The sequence below is a fragment of the Nocardioides plantarum genome (assembly GCF_006346395.1).
In the GTDB taxonomy this organism is placed as follows: Bacteria; Actinomycetota; Actinomycetes; order Propionibacteriales; family Nocardioidaceae; genus Nocardioides; species Nocardioides plantarum.
This window is the reverse complement of record NZ_VDMS01000004.1, coordinates 363,086-380,262: the sequence shown is the minus strand read 5'-3', so window position 1 is coordinate 380,262 and position 17,177 is coordinate 363,086. Positions and strand designations below refer to the sequence as shown.

Sequence of the window (17,177 nt, the reverse complement as noted above, 5' to 3'; positions counted from 1 at the left end):
GGTCACATCCCCATCCCGCCGTCGACCGACAGGCCGGTGCCGGTGACGAAGCGGGCGGCGTCGGAGGCCAGGAACACGACCGCGTCGGCCATGTCGCCGACCTCGCCGAGGCGACCCAGCGGGGTCTGCTCGATGACGGCGCCGACGGCGGCGTCGGGGGACTCGAAGAGCCCGAGCGTGGCCATGTCGACGGCGAGGCCGGTGCCCATGGCGGTGGGGACGAGCCCGGGGTAGATGCAGTTGACGCGGACGCCGTAGCCGAGCTTGCCGGCCTCCATGGCTGCGACGCGGGTGAGGCGGTCGACGGCCGACTTGGTGGCCGAGTAGATCGGGATGCCGGGGAAGGCGATGGTCGCGGCGACCGAGGAGATGTTGATGATGCTGCCGCCCTGACCGGCGGCGCCGCCGGGACGCATGGTGCGCAGGCCGTGCTTGATCCCGAGCGCGGTGCCAAGCACGTTGACGTCGAGCATGGTGCGGATGTCGGCCGGGTCGACGTCGGCGATCAGGCTGCTGATCTCGACGCCGGCGTTGTTGACGAGGATGTCGAGACGTCCGGTGCGCTCGACCGCGGCAGCAGCGGCGGCCTCCCAGGACGGCTCGTCGGTGACGTCGAGGTGGACGGCGGAGTGGGCGCCGCCCAGCGACTCGGCGACCTGGGCGGCCAGCTCGTCCTGCAGGTCGGCGACCACGACGGTGGCTCCGGCGGCGGCGAGGGCATGGGCCATGCCCTCGCCGAGGCCTTGGGCTGCGCCGGTCACCAGGGCGGTGCGTCCGGTCAGGTCGAACACGGTCATGAAGGCTCCTCGAGCGTCGTCGGTCTGGGGCTGGTGCTGCCTGCTGTGGGGACCGTCACAACGTAGCCCCATTCTCTGGACGACTGTCAAGAGAAATCTTGACGGACGTCCAGAAAATGCTGGACATGTGTCAGGATGACGCCATGACCTCGACCCGGGAGGCCCGTCGCGCCCCTGCCGACAAGCACGACGCGCGCCGCAACGAGCTGGCCGAGTCGGCGCTGCGCACGCTGGGCGAGATCGGCTACGCCAAGGCCAGCCTGCGCGAGATCGCCCACAACTCCGAGTTCAGCCACGGCGTCGTGCACTACTACTTCCACGACAAGCTCGAGCTCATCGTCTACTGCGTGCGCTACTACAAGGCCCAGTGCGTGACGCGCTACGACGCGGTCGTCGAGGACGCCACGACTCCCGACGGGCTGCTCGACGCGTTCGCCGCCAAGCTCGTCGAGACCCTGCGCGACGAGGCGCCGATGCACCGCCTCTGGTACGACCTGCGCACCCAGAGCATGTTCGAGGAGGGGCTGCGCGAGGCGGTCACGCTCATCGACTCCACGCTCGAGCAGATGATCTGGCGCGTCGTCGCCCGCTACGCCGAGCTGGCGGGACGTGCGCCGGCGCTCGTCCCGGCAGCGGCCTACGGCGTGCTCGACGGGCTGTTCCAGCAGGCCCTGCTCGGCCACCAGACCGGCGACCCGGTGGCGGCCCAGCGGGTGCTCGACGACCTGGTCGCCCAGGTGCACACGCTGATGCCGCTGATGCTCGCCCCCTGACGGGCGCCTCCTGCTGCCGTCTGCTGCTGTCAGGGGCGTCGTGCCCGCAGCTCGGCGTCGAGCGAGGCGTCGTACGCCGCCACCGCACCGGCCGTGGCCGGGTCGGTGAGTCGCCGCAGCAGCTCGTCGACCTCGACCGTCTCGACCTGCTGCTCGAGCCACCACAGGTGGCCCCACGGGTCGACGAGCCTCGCCCCGGCCGCACCTTGCGGCAGCAGCGTGCGGGGAGTGACGACGCGGGCCCCTGCCGCCTCGGCCGCGGCCAGCACGCCGTCGATGTCGTCGACGCGCAGCCGGAACAGCGCCGGGCGGGGCACCCAGTCGGGGTCGGCGTCGACCACGACGAACGTCGTGTCGCCCAGGACCGTCTCGGCGTGGCCGACCCGGCCGTCAGGCCCGGGCACGCGACCGATCTCGCGGGCGCCGTACACGTCGGCGAGGAAGGCGAGCAGACCGTCGGCGTCGGCCGTCACGATCCAGGGGGACACGGTGACGGCAACCATGTACCGACCCTAGGGCGGTGCGCGGTAAGGTGCTCGCGTGAGCACCCACACCCTGCTTCTCGGACAGCCGCGCTGATCGTTCGATCTGCGTGGCCACCCCTCCATGCGAGGGGTTTTTTCATGTCCGGACCAGGTGAGCACCAGCAGCAGACGAGCAGGAGCAGAGCATGAGCGAGCAGAGCAGCCCCGAGGCAGCGACGTACGACGTCGCGTCGACCGAGCAGAAGTGGCAGCGGGTGTGGGCCGAGACCGAGCCCTTCCGCGCCGACGACGACTCGGCCAAGGAGAAGCACTACGCGCTCACGATGTTCCCCTACCCGAGCGGTGACCTGCACATGGGCCACGCCGAGGTGTTCGCCCTGCACGACGTGATCGCGCGCTACTGGCGCTTCCGTGGCTACGAGGTGCTCAACCCGATGGGTTGGGACTCCTTCGGCCTGCCGGCCGAGAACGCCGCGATCAGGAACGACGAGCACCCGGCGACCTACACCTACGCCAACATCGAGACGCAGGCCGCGTCGATGAAGAACTACGGCCTGGCGTTCGACTGGTCACGCCGGCTGCACACCTCCGACCCCGAGTACTACCAGTGGACCCAGTGGCTGTTCCTGAAGTTCCGCGAGCGCGGGCTGGCCTACCGCAAGAACAGCCCGGTCAACTGGTGCCCCCAGGACCAGACGGTGCTGGCCAACGAGCAGGTGCTGGCCGACGGCACGTGCGACCGGTGCGGCGCTGTGGTCACCAAGCGCGACCTGACGCAGTGGTACTTCAAGATCACCGACTACGCCCAGGAGCTGCTGGACGACCTGGAGACGCTGGCGCCGACCTGGCCCGACCGCGTCATTACCGCCCAGCGCAACTGGATCGGTCGCTCCGAGGGCGCCCACGTCGACTTCGTGGTCGAGGGTCGCGAGGAGCCCCTGACCGTCTACACGACGCGTCCCGACACCCTGTTCGGCGCGACGTTCATGGTGGTCGCGGCCGACGCGGCGCTGGCGGCCGAGCTGGTCACCGACGCCCAGCGCCCGGCCTACGAGGCCTACCTGGAGTCGGTGCGCACCGCCTCCGACATCGACCGGCTGGCCAGCGACCGTCCCAAGACCGGCGTCGACCTGGGCGTCACCGCGGTCAACCCCGTCACCGGGGCCTCGATCCCGGTCTACGCCGCCGACTACGTGCTGGCCGACTACGGCACCGGCGCGATCATGGCCGTCCCCGGGCAGGACCAGCGCGACTGGGACTTCGCGAAGGTCTTCGGCCTGCCGGTGGTGCGCACCGTCCAGCCGACCGACGGCTTCGAGGCCGACGGCGGCGAGGCCTTCACCGGCGCCGGGCCGGCGATCAACTCCACCAACGACGAGATCTCGGTCGACGGGATGGAGATCCCGGAGGCCAAGTCGACGGTCATCACCTGGCTGGAGGCCAAGGGCGTCGGTCGCGGCACCGTCAACTACCGGCTGCGCGACTGGCTGCTGAGCCGGCAGCGCTACTGGGGCGTGCCGATCCCGGTGATCCACTGCCCGAGCTGCGGCGAGGTCGACGTCCCCCTGGACCAGCTGCCCGTCGAGCTGCCCGAGCTGCGCGGCGCCGACCTGAAGCCCAAGGGCACCTCGCCGCTGGCGGCGGCGTCCGACTGGGTCAACGTCACCTGCCCGAGCTGCGGCGGTCCGGCCAAGCGCGACAGCGACACGATGGACACCTTCGTCGACTCGTCCTGGTACTTCCTGCGCTTCACCTCGCCCGGCTACACCGACGGTCCGTTCGACCCCGCCAAGGCCGACGCGTGGATGCCGACCGACATCTACATCGGCGGCGTCGAGCACGCGGTCCTGCACCTGCTCTACGCCCGGTTCTTCACCAAGGTGCTGGCCGACATGGGGCTGCTGCAGACGCGCGAGCCGTTCGCCGCGCAGCTCAACCAGGGCTTCGTCATCAACCAGGGCAAGAAGATGAGCAAGTCCCTGGGCAACGGCGTGAGCCTGGGCGCCCAGCTGGCCGAGTTCGGCGTCGACGCCGTCCGGCTGACGCTGATCTTCGCCGGACCGCCCGAGGACGACATCGACTGGGCCGAGATGAGCCCCGCCGGGTCCCTGAGGTTCCTGCAGCGCGCCTGGCGGCTGGGCAACGACGTCACCTCGGCCCCCGGCGTCGACCCCGCGACGGGCGACGTGGCCCTGCGCCGGGTCACGCACCGCGTCGTCGCCGACGCCGAGACCCTGGTCGAGAGCCACCGGTTCAACGTGATGGTCGCGCGCACCATGGAGCTGGTCAACGCGACCCGCAAGGCCATCGACACCGGGGTGGGCGGGGCTGACCCGGCCGTGCGCGAGGCCGTCGAGGCCGTGGCCATGCTGCTGTCGATGGTGGCGCCGTACGTCGCCGAGGAGCTGTGGGAGACCCTGGGCCACGCGCCGTCGGTCGCCAACGCGGCCTGGCCCGTCGTCGACCCCGCGCTGCTGGTCGAGGAGTCCGTCACCGCCGTCGTGCAGATTCAGGGCAAGGTCCGCGCGCGGCTGGAGGTCGACCCCGGCATCAGCGCGGCCGACCTGGAGGCGCTGGCGCTGGCCGACCCGGCCGTCGTCGCCGCGATCGACGGGCGTGAGGTGCGCAAGGTGATCGTGCGCGAGCCCAAGCTGGTCAACGTCGTCGTCTGACCTCGGACGGCGCGCGGCGGTCCACTAGCATCCGGCCATGCCATCGGTCGTCGTCGTCACCGACTCGACGGCGAGCCTGCCTCCCGAGGTCGCCGAGGCGCGCGGCATCGTCGTGGTGCCCCTGCAGGTCGTGATCGGCGCCGACTCCTACGACGAGGACTCCGAGGAGGCCTCGCCCGAGCGCGTCGCCGCGGCGCTCAAGGAGTTCCGGCCGGTCAGCACGTCGCGCCCTGCCCCCGAGGTGTTCCGCGAGGTCTACGCCCGCCTCGCCGCCGAGGGGGCCGACGCGATCGTGTCGGTCCACATCTCCGGCGACATGAGCGGCACCTTCGAGTCCGCGCAGGTCGCTGCGCGCGGTGGTCCGGTGCCGGTGACGTGCGTCGACAGCCGCCAGGTCGGCGTCGCCACCGGGTACGCCGCCCTCGCGGCCGCGCAGGCCGCCGCGGCCGGGGCCACCGCCGCTGAGGCGGCCGCGGCCGCGCGTGAGCGGGCAGCCGCGTGCTCGTCGTACTTCTACGTCGACACGCTCGAGTACCTGCGCCGTGGCGGTCGGATCGGGGCCGCGGCCGCGCTGCTCGGCGGGGCCCTCGCGGTGAAGCCGCTGCTGACCATCGAGGGCGGCGTCGTCTCCTCCCTCGAGCGGGTGCGCACCTCTGCGCGCGCGCTCGCGCGGCTCGGCGAGCTGGCCGTCGCCGCGGCCGGCGACGAGCAGGTCGACGTGTGCGTCGCGCACCTCGCCAACCCCGATCGCGCCGCGGCGCTCGCGGACACGCTGGGCGAGCGGCTGGCCGACCAGCTCGGCGGACGCGAGGTCTGGTGCGCCGAGATCGGCGCCGTGCTGGGCGCGCACGTCGGCCCGGGGATGATCGCCGTCTGCGTGGCCCCGGCCGGGTAGGCAAAGCCGGTCGGGCCGGCTGTGGGAACAGCCCGGAGTCGTCCACAGGCCGCCGTCGGACGCGTCCGTCCACAGCCCCTGGCCGCGGGCCCCGCCCCCGTCGCCGTCCCCGCCTACGGTCCTCGGCATGCGCAGCCGTCGACCCAGCCCCGAGCACCAGGAAGCCGTCTCCCGGCGGCTCGCCCTGCTCTCCGAGCAGCTGGCGAGCACCCGGCAGGAGGCGCCGGCCGTCGGTGACGAGTGGTGGGGCGAGCACACCCGGGTCGCCCCGCTGCGCCCGGCACTCCACGTCGTGTCCCCTCCATTGGAGGAGGCGGTACGGGAGGAGCCGGTGCGGGAGGAGCCGGTGCGGGAGGAGCCGGCGACGCCGTGGGGCGAGCTCGTGCCCGACCGGCACCACGATCCCGCCCCCGTGATGGTGCCGGTGCCGGGTCGACATGCCGACCGACGACGGTTGACCTGGTCGGCGGTGCTGCCCGAGACGCTGCGCGGCCGGGTGGCCCTCGGGCCCGGGCCGGTCGCCGTCGTCGCGGTGCTGGTCGCCGTGGGGCTGGGCTGGACCTGCTGGCAGGTGGTCCGCGACGACCCCGGGCCGTCGTCCCCGGTCCCCGTCGCGAGTGCCGCGAGTCCCGCCGGCGACCTCGTCCCGGTCGGCGCCGCGCCCGCGTCGTCGGCCCCGGCCGAGGGGAGCACCAGCGCGGGTGCGGCCGGGGGTGCCGCTGCGGCCACGGTCACCGTCGACGTGGCCGGCCGTGTGCGTCGGCCCGGCATCGTCGTCCTCGATGCCGGCTCGCGGGTGGTCGACGCGCTGAAGAAGGCCGGGGGAGCCCGTGGCTCGGTCGACCTGACCACGCTCAACCTGGCCCGGCCCCTGGTCGACGGGGAGCAGATCCTCGTCGGGGTCGAGGGGGCTGCCGCGCCGCCATCCCCGGTCGCCACCAGCGGCGCGGGCGGTGGTGGTGGTGGTGGAGCGCCCGCCGCGCTGGTCGACCTCAACCTCGCCGACCAGGCCCAGCTCGAGGGCCTGCCCGAGATCGGGCCGGTGACCGCAGCCGCCATCGTGCGGTGGCGCGACGAGCACGGAGGGTTCAGCGCGGTCACCGAGCTGCTCGAGGTCGACGGCATCGGCGACGCCACGTTGGCGACGCTGACACCGCTGGTGACGGTGTGAGGCCGCGCGGGTGCCGAGCATCGCCGACGAGTCCCCGGCCGACCACGAGGAGGCCCGCGCGCCCGATGCCGAGCGGCTCCGGGCCGACCTGCGGATGCCGTTGCTGGCCGCGGCGGCCTGGGCTGGCGGCCTGGCGGCTCTCCACCTGCCGAGGGCCGGCGCCTGCCTCGCCGTCCTGGTCGCCGGCCTCGGGCTCCTGGCCGTCGCCCGGGTGCGGGGCCGGCCCGGTGAGGTCGCGACGGTCCTCGCCGCCCTGCTCCTCGCCGCGGGCGTCCTGGCCTCCGCCGTGGTGCGGGCCGAGGCGGTCGGGCAGAGCCCGGTCGCCGACCTCGCGCGGGAGGGTGCGGTGGTGGAGTTCCTCGGGGTCCTCACCTCCGACCCCCGCCCGGTCAGGAGCCCCTACGGCGACCAGGTCGCCGTCCGTCTCGAGGTGCACGAGGTCGTCGGTCGCGGCCGGGTGCACCGGGTGGCGGTCCCGGTGCTGGTGCTCGGTGACCCCGCCTGGGCCGGGGAGCCACTGGGCGCCACCGTGCGAACCGGTGGGCGGCTCGCCGTCCCCGACGGTGGCGAGAGTGACCTCGCCGGGCTGCTGACGGGTGCCTCGGCCCCGACGCAGGTGCGTGCTCCCGACCTCTGGTGGCGTGCGGCCGGCGCCGTACGCGCCTCGATCCGTGCGTCGGTGGCCCACCGTCCCGCCGACCAGCGCGCGCTCGTGCCCGCCCTGGTCGACGGCGACGACACCGCCCTCGACCCCGATCTCGAGGCCGACTTCCGTACGACGGGACTGACCCACCTGACGGCCGTCAGCGGCACCAACCTGACCCTCGTCGTGGGCTTCCTGCTCGTCCTGGCGCGCTGGTGCCGGGTCCGCGGGCGCTGGCTGGTGCTCGTCGCCGTCCTCGGCATCCTCGGGTTCGTACTCCTCGCCCGCACCGAGCCCAGCGTGCTGCGAGCCGCAGCGATGGGCACGGTCGGGCTGGTCGCCATGGGCTCCAACGGACGTCGCCGGGCGACCCGCGGTCTCGCGGTGGCCGTCGTCGTCCTGCTGCTGGTGCAGCCCACGTTGGCCGGGTCGGCGGGCTTCGTGCTGTCCACGCTGGCGACCGCCGGGATCGTGCTGCTCGCCCCGGGGTGGCGCGACGCGATGGCGCAGTGGCTGCCGCGCTGGCTCGCCGAGGCCCTCGCCGTACCGGGGGCCGCCCAGGTGGCGTGCACCCCCGTCGTGGCCGCGCTCTCGGGTCAGGTCAGCCTGGTGGCGGTCCTGACCAACCTGCTGGTCTCCCCGGTCGTGGGCCCTGCGACCGTGCTCGGGCTCGCCGGGGGACTCGTCGGGCTGGTGTCCGCCCCGCTCGGACGCCTGCTCGGCACCGGCGCGGGGTGGTGCGTCGGCTGGATCGCCGAGGTGGCCCGCACCGGGGCCGACCTCCCGCTCGCCGCGCTCGACTGGGGTACCGACGCCTGGTCGTTGGCGGTGCTCACGGCGTGCTGCGTCGCCCTCACGCTGCTGGCTCCGGTCGTGCTGCGCTCGGCCCGGCTCACCGTCCCCCTCGCTGTGGTGGCCGTCGTGGTGACGACCGTCCCGCTGCCGACGCCGGGATGGCCGGCGGCGGGCTGGGTGCTGGCGATGTGCGACGTGGGCCAGGGTGACGCGTTGGTGCTCAACGCGGGACCCGGTGCCGGGGTGGTGGTCGACGCCGGACCCGACCCCGCGCTGGTCGACGGGTGCCTCGACCGCCTCGACGTCGAGCGTGTGCCGCTGCTGGTGTTGACCCACTTCCATGCCGACCACGTCGACGGGTTGGCCGGGGTCCTCGACGGCCGCGAGACAGGGGCGGTGTGGACCACGTCGCTGCTCGACCCGCCCGCCGCGGTCGACGACGTCGTGGCCCAGAGCGCTGCGGCGGGGGTGGTGCCGACCCTGCCGGCCCGGGGCGCGAGCCGGTTCGGCGCCGTGGTCGTCCAGGCGGTCTGGCCGCGTCCGGGCCCGCCGGTGGCCGGTCCGGGCGACGGGAGCACCGCCAACGACGCGAGCGTCGTGCTGGTGGCCGAGGTCGGCGGGGTCCGGGTGCTGCTCACCGGCGACGTGGAGCCGCCCGGGCAGGCGGCGCTCGCCCGGGCCCTCCCGGGGCTCGACGTCGACGTCCTCAAGGTGCCCCACCACGGCTCGCGCTACCAGGACCTGCCGTGGCTGCTCTCCGTGCGCGCCGAGGTGGCGCTGGTCTCGGTGGGTGCCGACAACGACTACGGGCACCCCTCGCGCGACGTCGTCGACGCGCTGACCGACGCCGGCACCGACGTGTTCCGCACCGACGAGGGCGGCGACCTGCTCGTCGTACCCACGGGTGGGGGCGGGGTCCGGGTGCGCTCGCGCGGGGGGTGAGAGCACTGTCGGCGGCGTGTGCCAGGGTGGCGCCATGCGAGCCAGCGACGTGCTGGGCCGGGTCATCCTGGTCACCGGCAAGGAGGAGTTCCTCAACGCGCGCACGGTCCAGACGGCGCGCGAGGTCGTCCTGGCCCACGATGCCCAGGCCGAGGTGGCCGACAGCCTCGCCGCCGACCTGAGCTCGGCGACCCTCGGCGAGCTCACGGCGCCGTCGTTGTTCTCCTCGACCCGGTTCGTGGTGGTCCGCGCCCTCGAGCACCTCACCGAGGACGCCGCGCCCGGCCTGCTGGACTACGCCGCCGCGCCGGTCGACGACGTGGCCCTGGTGCTGGTCCACGGCGGGGGCGCCAAGGGGTCAGGCCACCTCGCCAAGCTGCGCAAGCTCAAGACGGTCACCGAGCACAAGTCCGAGGAGCCAAAGGCCTCGGAGTTCCCCGGCTTCGTCACCTCCGAGGTACGCCGTCACGGCGCGAGCATCGACAACGACGCCGCCCGCACCCTCGTCGACTCCGTGGGCCAGGACCTGCGCTCCCTCGCGGCCGCGGCCCACCAGCTGACCAACGACTTCCCCGGCGAGAAGCTCACCGCCGACAAGGTCGCGCGCTACTTCGGCGGTCGCGCCGAGGCCAAGTCGTTCGTGGTCGCCGACCACGCGTTCTCCGGACGTCGCGAGCAGGCCCTCGAGGAGCTGCGCTGGGCCCTCGACAACGGCACCGCCGCGGTGCTCATCACCTCCGCCTTCGCCGGCAGCGCCCGCGGGCTGGCCCGCTACAAGGGCGCGCCACGGGGCCTGCGCGAGGCCGACCTGGCCCGCGACGTCGGCGTCCCGCCCTGGAAGCTCAAGACGATCCGCGGCCAGGCCCAGTCGTGGTCCGAGTCCGGTCTGGCACGCGCGATCCGTGCCGTCGCCCAGGCCGACGCCGACGTCAAGGGCGCGTCCAGCGACGCGGCGTACGCCCTGGAGCGGCTGGTCTTGACCGTCGCCGCCCTGCGCGACTGATCACCGACCCGTCGCCCACGGGCGACGGGTCAGTGCTGATTCACGATCGACCCGTCGCCCACGGGCGACGGGTCAGCGCGAAAACGGCGACGACCCGCCACCGGAGGTGACGGGTCGTGCGTGAAGCGAGGGGGTCAGAGCGACGCCGACTGCTTGGAGATGGCCGACTTGCGGTTGGCGGCCTGGTTCTTGTGGATGACGCCCTTGGAGGCGGCCTTGTCGAGCTGACGGTTGGCCTCGCGGCCGAGCGTGAGGGCCTGGTCCTTGTCGCCGGACTCGGCGGCCTCGCGGAACTTGCGGATCACGGTCTTGAGGCCGGACTTGACGGCCTTGTTGCGCTCGTGACGCTTCTCGTTCTGCTTGTTGCGCTTGATCTGGCTCTTGATGTTCGCCACGGTGTGCCTTCGCCTCGATGGAACGTGCTGGACTGTGCTGAGTTCGGGAGCGTGGGCACGCCGGAGCGGCCTGACACGCGACGGACAAAGTTACCAGTGGGCCGATCAGGAACCCAATTCGACGCCGATCCCCAGGCGCCGGGCAGCGGCGCCGAGGAACCGTGCCGACTCCTGACGGCGGAAGGTGCCCAGGGCGGGCAGCCCGACGTCGACCGCCGTGTGGGCGCGCAGGGCGAGGTGGGACCCCATGCCGACCAGCACCGAGGTGACCTGCTCCTGCGCGTCGGCGAGGGCGGGCGAATGCGCCAGGGAGTGGTCGAACCACGGCCGGTCCACCCGCTCCAACCGCGCCAGCATCGGGTCGAGCCAGGCCGGTCCGACGCCGCACGCGCCCCAGTCGAGGACGACGATCTCACCGCTGGGGCGCCGCAGCAGGTTGTCGTTGCGGATGTCGTAGTGCACCAGCCGGTCCATCGGTACGTCGCCCAGCGCGACGACCCCGGGCCGCAGGGTCTCGGCGTGCTCGACGACCCAGCGAGGCATCAGGTCGGGCGGCACCTCCGCGGCGCGGTCGAGCCCGCTCACCCACGACGCGAACACGGCGCGCAGATTGACCAGTCCGGGTGCGTAGAGCGGGTGGCCGTCACCCGGGTCGCCCGCCAGGCCGGCGGGATCCGGCACCCGCTGCCGCATCACCCGTCCCAGCTCGTCGGTCGCCTCCACCAGCTGCGCCATCTCGGCGTCGTCGCCGAGGTCGGGGTGGCGGCCCTCGACGTCCTCGAGCAGCAGCGCCACCCACGCCCCGTCGTCGTACGACGCCAGGAGGTCGGCCCACAGGGGGTGCGAGCCGAGCAGCCCCAGGGCCTGCACCTCGCGCCGGTAGAGGGTGGGGGAGTCGGGGTTGAGCTCGGACCCCACGGCCTTGACGAACGCCCGCGTGCCGTCGGCGCAGACCAGCCGGGTCACGCAGCCCGGCGACATCCCACCCGACTGCTCGAGCGTCGAGACCACCGGCGAGCCGAGGGTGGACTCGACCCACGCCCGCACCGGCGCCGGGACGGCGGCGTACGGCAGGTGCGTGCCTGCAGCGCGGGGAGCGCTCACTCCCCGGTCTCCCACCCGCGCCGCTCGCACAGCCAGTCCCAGAGCACGTCGCCCTGCCAGCGCTGGTGGTCGCGGAGGTGCGGCGACGTCGGGGGGACGGGGTCGTCGGAGGCCTTGAGGAAGTAGCCGATCACCAGCGCGAGCACGATGTCGACCGACTCCGCCGAGACCTCGGCGAACGTCGGGTGCTCGGCGAGCACCCGCTCGACGTCGAGCCCGTCGCCCCGCGGGCCGACGAGCAGGAGCAGGGAGTCGAGCCAGGCGGCTCCCACGACGGGCCAGTTCCAGTCGCACAGCACCGCGGTCCCGTCGGGGCGGACCAGGATGTTGTCGTCGCGGACGTCGGTGTGGACCACCGTGTCGCCCCCGACGACCTCGGCGAAGCGCGCCGCCAGCGCCGCGGCTTCGTCGCCGTGGGGGAGCACGAACGTCGAGCGCGCGTAGTCCCAGTGGGCCGGCCACGCGGCGAGCTCGGCCGCGAAGGTGTCGAGCGCGAGCCCGCCCGGCGGCGGGGTCGTCCGGGCCGCGGTCGTCGCGAGCATGTCCAGCGAGACCGCCAGGTCGGCGTCGGTCCAGGGGCGCACGGGCGCCCGGCCCTCGACGTGCTCGATGCCGAGGACGACCCAGTCGTCCGGCCCGCCGGGGTCGTGCAGCCACCGCAGTCGCGGAGCCGGTACGCCGAGGGGCAGGCCGGCCAGCTTGCGCGCCTCCTCGCGGTAGGACTCGGCGAACACCCGCTGTGCCTTCAGCGACGCCGCCTTCACGAAGTGGGTCGTCCCGTCCTGGCCCACCAGCACCGACGCGAACCCCGGTGTGAACCCCGAGGTCTGCGAGACCGCCCGCGCGACCGGGGTGCCGAGGTGACCCTCGATCACCGCGCGCAGGGCCGGCGGCAGGTGCGGCCACTCGAGACGCTGCGCCGTACGGCCGACGGGCGCGGGGTAGGGACGACGCACGCTCACGGGCCCATCCTGATCCATGCGCTGGTAGAACAGCGCACGTGCTGAGGTTCTACGTGCTGGGTGTCCTGGTGTTCCTCGGCGCGATCGCGACCCTGGCGGCGACCCTCGGCGGTCCCGGGTGGTTCCTGGTGCTGGCCGTCGCGGTCGCCCTGCTCCTGGTCGGCGTCCACGACCTGGTGCAGCGGCAGCACGCGATCCTGCGCAACTACCCGGTGATCGGGCACATGCGGTTCCTCATGGAGGGGATCCGGCCCGAGCTGCAGCAGTACTTCATCGAGCGCAACTTCGACGGCCGCCCCTACGACCGCAACACCCGCTCCTCGATCTACCAGCGCGCCAAGGGCGAGCAAGAGGCGCAGCCGTTCGGCACCGAGCGCGACCTGTACGCCGTCGGCTACGAGTACCTCGTCCACTCCAGCCGTCCCGTCGACCCGATGCCGGAGCCGCCGCGGGTGCGCATCGGCGGCCCCGACTGCACCCGGCCCTACGACATGGCGCTGCTCAACGTCAGCGCGATGAGCTTCGGCTCGCTGAGCGGCCACGCGATCCAGGCGCTCAACCAGGGCGCCGCGGCCGGTGGGTTCGCCCACGACACCGGCGAGGGCGCCATCAGCCCCCACCACCGCCACGGCGGCGACCTGGTCTGGGAGATCGGCTCGGGCTACTTCGGCTGCCGTACGCCGGACGGCGGCTTCGACGCGGCCACGTTCGCCGCCAAGGCGGCCGACCCCCAGGTCAAGATGATCAACCTCAAGCTCAGCCAGGGGGCCAAGCCCGGCCTGGGCGGGGTCCTGCCGGGCGCGAAGGTCGACGCCGAGATCGCCGAGACCCGCGGCGTGCCGATCGGGCGGACCGTCGTCTCCCCGGCCTACCACCGGGAGTTCTCGACCCCGCGCGAGCTGGTGCGCTTCGTGGCCCGGCTCCGCGAGCTCGCCGACGGCAAGCCGGTCGGCTTCAAGCTCTGCCTCGGCTCGCGGGTCGACCTGCTCGCGATCTGCAAGGCGATGGTCGAGGAGCGGATCACCCCCGACTTCATCGTGGTCGACGGTGCCGAGGGCGGCACCGGCGCGGCCCCGATGGAGTACTCCGACCACGTCGGGATGCCGCTCACGGAGGCCCTGATGACGGTGCACAACGCGCTGGTCGGCGCGGGGCTGCGCGACCGGGTCAAGGTCGGGGCCTCCGGCAAGGTCGCCACCGGCGTCGACGTCGTCAAGCGGATCATCCAGGGCGCCGACTTCACCAACGCCGCGCGCTCGATGATGATGGCGATCGGCTGCATCCAGGCCCAGACCTGCCACACCAACACCTGTCCCGTCGGTGTCGCGACCCAGGACCCCAAGCGCGTGCGCGCCCTCGACGTACCGACCAAGTCGCAGCGGGTGACCAGCTACCAGCGCGAGGTGGTCGCCGCTGCCACCGAGCTGGTCGCCTCGATGGGGCTGCGGTCCTTCGACGACCTCGAGCCGCGGATGCTCCGCCGCCGGATCGACCACGGCACCATCGCGTCGTACGCCGAGCTCTTCGACTACCTCGCGCCCGGGCAGCTGCTCACCGACGCGCCGGAGGCCTGGCGCGCCGACTGGGACCTCGCCGACCCCGACCGGTTCACCCCCTGAACGCTGACCCGTCGCCCATGGGCGACGGGTCAGCGCTGATATCGGATCGACCCGTCGCCCACGGGCGACGGGTCAGCGAATATGTCGGCTCGCGCGAAGCCTGGAAGAATGGGGGGCATCATGCCTTCGCCTGCCGCCGCCGCACCGCAGCCCGGTCACACCGACCCGGCGATCATCCGCAACTTCTGCATCATCGCCCACATCGACCACGGCAAGTCGACGCTGGCCGACCGGATGCTGCAGCTGACCGGCGTCGTCGACGCCCGGGCGGCGCGCGCGCAGTACCTCGACCGGATGGACATCGAGCGCGAGCGCGGCATCACGATCAAGAGCCAGGCCGTGCGGATGCCGTGGACGGTGCCGGCCGACAACCACGAGAGCGCCGAGCCCGGCACCTACGTGCTCAACATGATCGACACCCCGGGCCACGTCGACTTCACCTACGAGGTGTCGCGCTCGCTCGAGGCGTGCGAGGCCGCCGTGCTGCTGGTCGACGCCGCGCAGGGCATCGAGGCCCAGACGCTGGCCAACCTCTACCTCGCGATGGGCGCCGACCTCCACATCATCCCGGTGCTCAACAAGATCGACCTGCCGAGCGCCAACCCCGACAAGTTCGCCGCCGAGATCGCCGGCCTCGTGGGCTGCGACCCCGACGACGTGCTGCGCGTGAGCGCCAAGACGGGCCTGGGCGTCGCCGAGCTGCTCAACCACATCGTGGCCGAGACGCCGCCGCCGGTCGGCGACCCCGACAAGCCGGCCCGCGCCCTGATCTTCGACTCCGTCTACGACACCTACCGCGGCGTGGTCACCTACGTCCGCGTCGTCGACGGCAAGCTCAGCCACCGCGACCGGATCAAGATGATGTCCAACGGCGTCGTGCACGAGATGCTCGAGGTCGGCGTGATCAGCCCCGAGCCGGTGAAGTCCACCGACCTGGGCGTCGGCGAGGTCGGCTACCTCATCACCGGCGTCAAGGACGTCCGTCAGTCGCGGGTCGGTGACACGGTCACCACCCAGCACCACGGTGCGACCGAGGCGCTCGGCGGCTACAAGCACCCCAACCCGATGGTCTACGCCGGGCTCTACCCCATCGACGGCGACCAGTACGGCGACCTGCGCGAGGCCCTCGAGAAGCTGCAGCTCAACGACGCGGCGCTGGTCTACGAGCCGGAGACCTCCGGCGCCCTCGGGTTCGGCTTCCGGGTCGGCTTCCTGGGCCTGCTCCACATGGAGATCACCCGCGAGCGGCTCGAGCGCGAGTTCGACCTCGACCTGATCTCGACCGCGCCCAACGTGGTCTACGAGGTGATCCTCGAGGACGGCACCTCGGTCGAGGTGACCAACCCCAGCGAGTTCCCCGAGATGAAGATCGACGAGGTCCGCGAGCCCGTCGTCAAGGCCACGATCCTCAGCCCGAGCGACTACATCGGCACGATCATGGAGCTCTGCCAGACCAAGCGGGGCATCCTCGGCGGGATGGACTACCTGTCCGAGGACCGGGTCGAGATGCGCTACACGCTGCCGATGGGCGAGATCGTCTTCGACTTCTTCGACCAGCTCAAGTCGCGCACCAAGGGCTACGCCTCGCTCGACTACGAGCGGTCCGGCGAGCAGGCCGCCGACCTGGTCAAGGTCGACATCCTCCTCCAGGGCGAGCCCGTCGACGCGTTCAGCGCGATCGTCCACAAGGACGCCGCCTACGGCTACGGCGTGATGATGGCCAGCAAGCTCAAGGACCTCATCCCGCGCCAGCAGTTCGAGGTGCCGATCCAGGCCGCCATCGGCGCCCGCATCATCGCCCGGGAGAACATCCGCGCGATCCGCAAGGACGTGCTCGCCAAGTGCTACGGCGGCGACATCACCCGCAAGCGCAAGCTGCTGGAGAAGCAGAAGGAGGGCAAGAAGCGGATGAAGATGGTCGGTCGCGTCGAGGTCCCCCAGGAGGCCTTCGTCGCGGCGCTCTCCAACGACGGCGCGGGGTCGGCGTCCGAGAAGGGCAAGAAGTAGCGGGTGCACGTCCCACCCGGCTGGACGACGTACGACGACCCGCGCGGGCGCTGGCAGCCCTGGGTGGCGGCCCTGCCCCGGCTGGCGCGCGACGTCCTCGAGGAGTGGGAGCTCGTCGAGGACGGCGAGCAGCGGCACGGCGTCGCGGCGGTCGTGCTGATGGTCCGCACCGTCGAGGGCACGCCGGCGGCCCTCAAGATCGGGTTCCCCCACGAGGAGGCCGAGCACGAGCACGTGGCGCTCCAGTACTGGCACGGACGCGGCGCGGTCACGCTGCTGCGGGCCGATCCGCGCCGGTCGCTGATGCTGCTCGAGCGGCTGAGCACCACCGACCTTACCGACGCCTGGGACGTCGAGGCGTGCGAGACGGTCGCCGGTCTGTACCGCCGCCTCCACGTGCCCGCGCCGCCCCAGCTGCGCCGCCTGTCGTCGTACGTCGGGGAGTGGGTCGACCGCCTCGCCGGCCTGCCCCGTGACGCGCCGGTGCCGCACCGCCTGGTCGAGCAGGCGGTGTCCCTCGGCCGCGCGCTCGCCTCCGACGAGGCCACCGACGGCACGATGATCCACACCGACCTGCACTACGCGAACGTCCTGGCCGCCGACCGCGAGCCGTGGCTGGCCATCGACCCCAAGCCGCTCAGCGGCGACCCCCACTACGAGGTCGCGCCGCTGCTGTGGAACCGCTGGGACGAGCTCGAGGGGGACTACCGCGACGGGGTGCGGCGGCGCTTCCACGCCGTCGTCGATGCCGCGGGTCTCGACGAGGACCGGGCCCGCGACTGGGTCGTCGTACGGATGCTGACCAACGTGCTGTGGTCCTTGGAGGAGCGCGAGCCCGACGCCGACTGGATCACCCGCTGCGTCACGCTCGCCAAGGCCGTCCAGGACTGAGCCGGCTCGGCCCGAGCGGGCCC

General features: G+C 72.9%; 14 protein-coding genes. 9 read left to right on the top strand and 5 right to left on the bottom strand.

The window, feature by feature from the left end; genetic code table 11:
* Nucleotides 1-2: 2 nt before the first annotated feature.
* Nucleotides 3-797 carry an SDR family NAD(P)-dependent oxidoreductase gene (locus tag FJQ56_RS18010; protein ID WP_140010966.1) on the bottom strand — a complete coding sequence of 265 codons (795 nt, stop codon included), beginning with the start codon at nucleotides 795-797 and terminating at the stop codon, nucleotides 3-5.
* 143 nt (nucleotides 798-940) lie between these two features.
* Here FJQ56_RS18010 and FJQ56_RS18005 point away from each other — a divergent pair, with 143 nt between their 5' ends.
* A complete protein-coding gene (locus FJQ56_RS18005) occupies nucleotides 941-1,570 on the top strand; it encodes a TetR/AcrR family transcriptional regulator (protein WP_140010965.1) in 630 nt (209 codons plus the stop codon).
* A 29-nt stretch (nucleotides 1,571-1,599) separates the two neighbouring features.
* Here FJQ56_RS18005 and FJQ56_RS18000 read toward each other — a convergent pair whose 3' ends face one another.
* Complete coding sequence (locus FJQ56_RS18000) at nucleotides 1,600-2,073, bottom strand: VOC family protein (RefSeq protein ID WP_140010964.1); 474 nt, start codon at nucleotides 2,071-2,073, stop codon at nucleotides 1,600-1,602.
* Nucleotides 2,074-2,240: 167 nt separating this feature from the next.
* Between FJQ56_RS18000 and leuS the strand changes: the two genes are divergently transcribed.
* The 5 genes from leuS to holA all read left to right on the top strand — a co-directional run bounded on the left by leuS (nucleotide 2,241) and on the right by holA (nucleotide 10,176).
* Nucleotides 2,241-4,727: a leucine--tRNA ligase gene (gene leuS / locus FJQ56_RS17995; protein WP_140010963.1), complete on the top strand. Its 2,487-nt coding sequence runs from the start codon at nucleotides 2,241-2,243 to the stop codon at nucleotides 4,725-4,727.
* Between the two features lie 37 nt (nucleotides 4,728-4,764).
* Nucleotides 4,765-5,622, top strand: a complete 858-nt coding sequence (locus tag FJQ56_RS17990) for a DegV family protein (RefSeq protein ID WP_140010962.1) — start codon at nucleotides 4,765-4,767, stop codon at nucleotides 5,620-5,622.
* 127 nt (nucleotides 5,623-5,749) lie between these two features.
* On the top strand, nucleotides 5,750-6,793 hold the full coding sequence (locus tag FJQ56_RS17985) for a ComEA family DNA-binding protein (protein WP_140010961.1): 1,044 nt from the start codon (nucleotides 5,750-5,752) through the stop codon (nucleotides 6,791-6,793).
* Nucleotides 6,794-6,803: 10 nt separating this feature from the next.
* A complete protein-coding gene (locus tag FJQ56_RS17980; RefSeq protein ID WP_246084233.1) occupies nucleotides 6,804-9,173 on the top strand; it encodes a ComEC/Rec2 family competence protein in 2,370 nt (789 codons plus the stop codon).
* Nucleotides 9,174-9,207: 34 nt separating this feature from the next.
* A complete protein-coding gene (gene holA, locus FJQ56_RS17975; protein WP_140010960.1) occupies nucleotides 9,208-10,176 on the top strand; it encodes a DNA polymerase III subunit delta in 969 nt (322 codons plus the stop codon).
* A 134-nt stretch (nucleotides 10,177-10,310) separates the two neighbouring features.
* Here the strand turns inward: holA and rpsT are convergent, their stop codons facing one another.
* From rpsT to FJQ56_RS17960, 3 genes are all read right to left on the bottom strand, one after another.
* The gene (rpsT, locus tag FJQ56_RS17970) at nucleotides 10,311-10,571 is read right to left on the bottom strand and encodes a 30S ribosomal protein S20 (protein ID WP_140010959.1); all 261 of its coding nucleotides are present in this window, start codon (nucleotides 10,569-10,571) and stop codon (nucleotides 10,311-10,313) included.
* Nucleotides 10,572-10,676: 105 nt separating this feature from the next.
* Nucleotides 10,677-11,675, bottom strand: a complete 999-nt coding sequence (locus tag FJQ56_RS17965) for a phosphotransferase (RefSeq protein ID WP_140010958.1) — start codon at nucleotides 11,673-11,675, stop codon at nucleotides 10,677-10,679.
* The gene (locus FJQ56_RS17960; protein ID WP_246084232.1) at nucleotides 11,672-12,637 is read right to left on the bottom strand and encodes a phosphotransferase family protein; all 966 of its coding nucleotides are present in this window, start codon (nucleotides 12,635-12,637) and stop codon (nucleotides 11,672-11,674) included. Before FJQ56_RS17960 ends, FJQ56_RS17965 begins: the two co-directional genes overlap by 4 nt.
* A 38-nt stretch (nucleotides 12,638-12,675) precedes the next feature.
* On the opposite strand from FJQ56_RS17960, the gene FJQ56_RS17955 reads away from it, so the two are divergent.
* From FJQ56_RS17955 to FJQ56_RS17945, 3 genes are all read left to right on the top strand, one after another.
* A complete protein-coding gene (locus FJQ56_RS17955; RefSeq protein WP_140010956.1) occupies nucleotides 12,676-14,256 on the top strand; it encodes an FMN-binding glutamate synthase family protein in 1,581 nt (526 codons plus the stop codon).
* A gap of 120 nt (nucleotides 14,257-14,376) precedes the next feature.
* Nucleotides 14,377-16,263, top strand: coding sequence for a translation elongation factor 4 (gene lepA / locus FJQ56_RS17950; RefSeq protein ID WP_140010955.1), 1,887 nt, complete (start codon nucleotides 14,377-14,379; stop codon nucleotides 16,261-16,263).
* A gap of 3 nt (nucleotides 16,264-16,266) precedes the next feature.
* A complete protein-coding gene (locus FJQ56_RS17945) occupies nucleotides 16,267-17,154 on the top strand; it encodes an aminoglycoside phosphotransferase family protein (RefSeq protein WP_140010954.1) in 888 nt (295 codons plus the stop codon).
* Nucleotides 17,155-17,177: the final 23 nt, after the last annotated feature.

What these genes read in the sequence shown, in the direction of transcription:
- FJQ56_RS18010 (WP_140010966.1), bottom strand. Translation starts at nt 797, where the DNA reads ATGACCGTGTTCGACCTGACCGGACGCACCGCCCTGGTGACCGGCGCA.
- FJQ56_RS18005 (WP_140010965.1), top strand. Translation starts at nt 941, where the DNA reads ATGACCTCGACCCGGGAGGCCCGTCGCGCCCCTGCCGACAAGCACGAC.
- FJQ56_RS18000 (WP_140010964.1), bottom strand. Translation starts at nt 2,073, where the DNA reads ATGGTTGCCGTCACCGTGTCCCCCTGGATCGTGACGGCCGACGCCGAC.
- leuS (WP_140010963.1), top strand. Translation starts at nt 2,241, where the DNA reads ATGAGCGAGCAGAGCAGCCCCGAGGCAGCGACGTACGACGTCGCGTCG.
- FJQ56_RS17990 (WP_140010962.1), top strand. Translation starts at nt 4,765, where the DNA reads ATGCCATCGGTCGTCGTCGTCACCGACTCGACGGCGAGCCTGCCTCCC.
- FJQ56_RS17985 (WP_140010961.1), top strand. Translation starts at nt 5,750, where the DNA reads ATGCGCAGCCGTCGACCCAGCCCCGAGCACCAGGAAGCCGTCTCCCGG.
- holA (WP_140010960.1), top strand. Translation starts at nt 9,208, where the DNA reads ATGCGAGCCAGCGACGTGCTGGGCCGGGTCATCCTGGTCACCGGCAAG.
- lepA (WP_140010955.1), top strand. Translation starts at nt 14,377, where the DNA reads ATGCCTTCGCCTGCCGCCGCCGCACCGCAGCCCGGTCACACCGACCCG.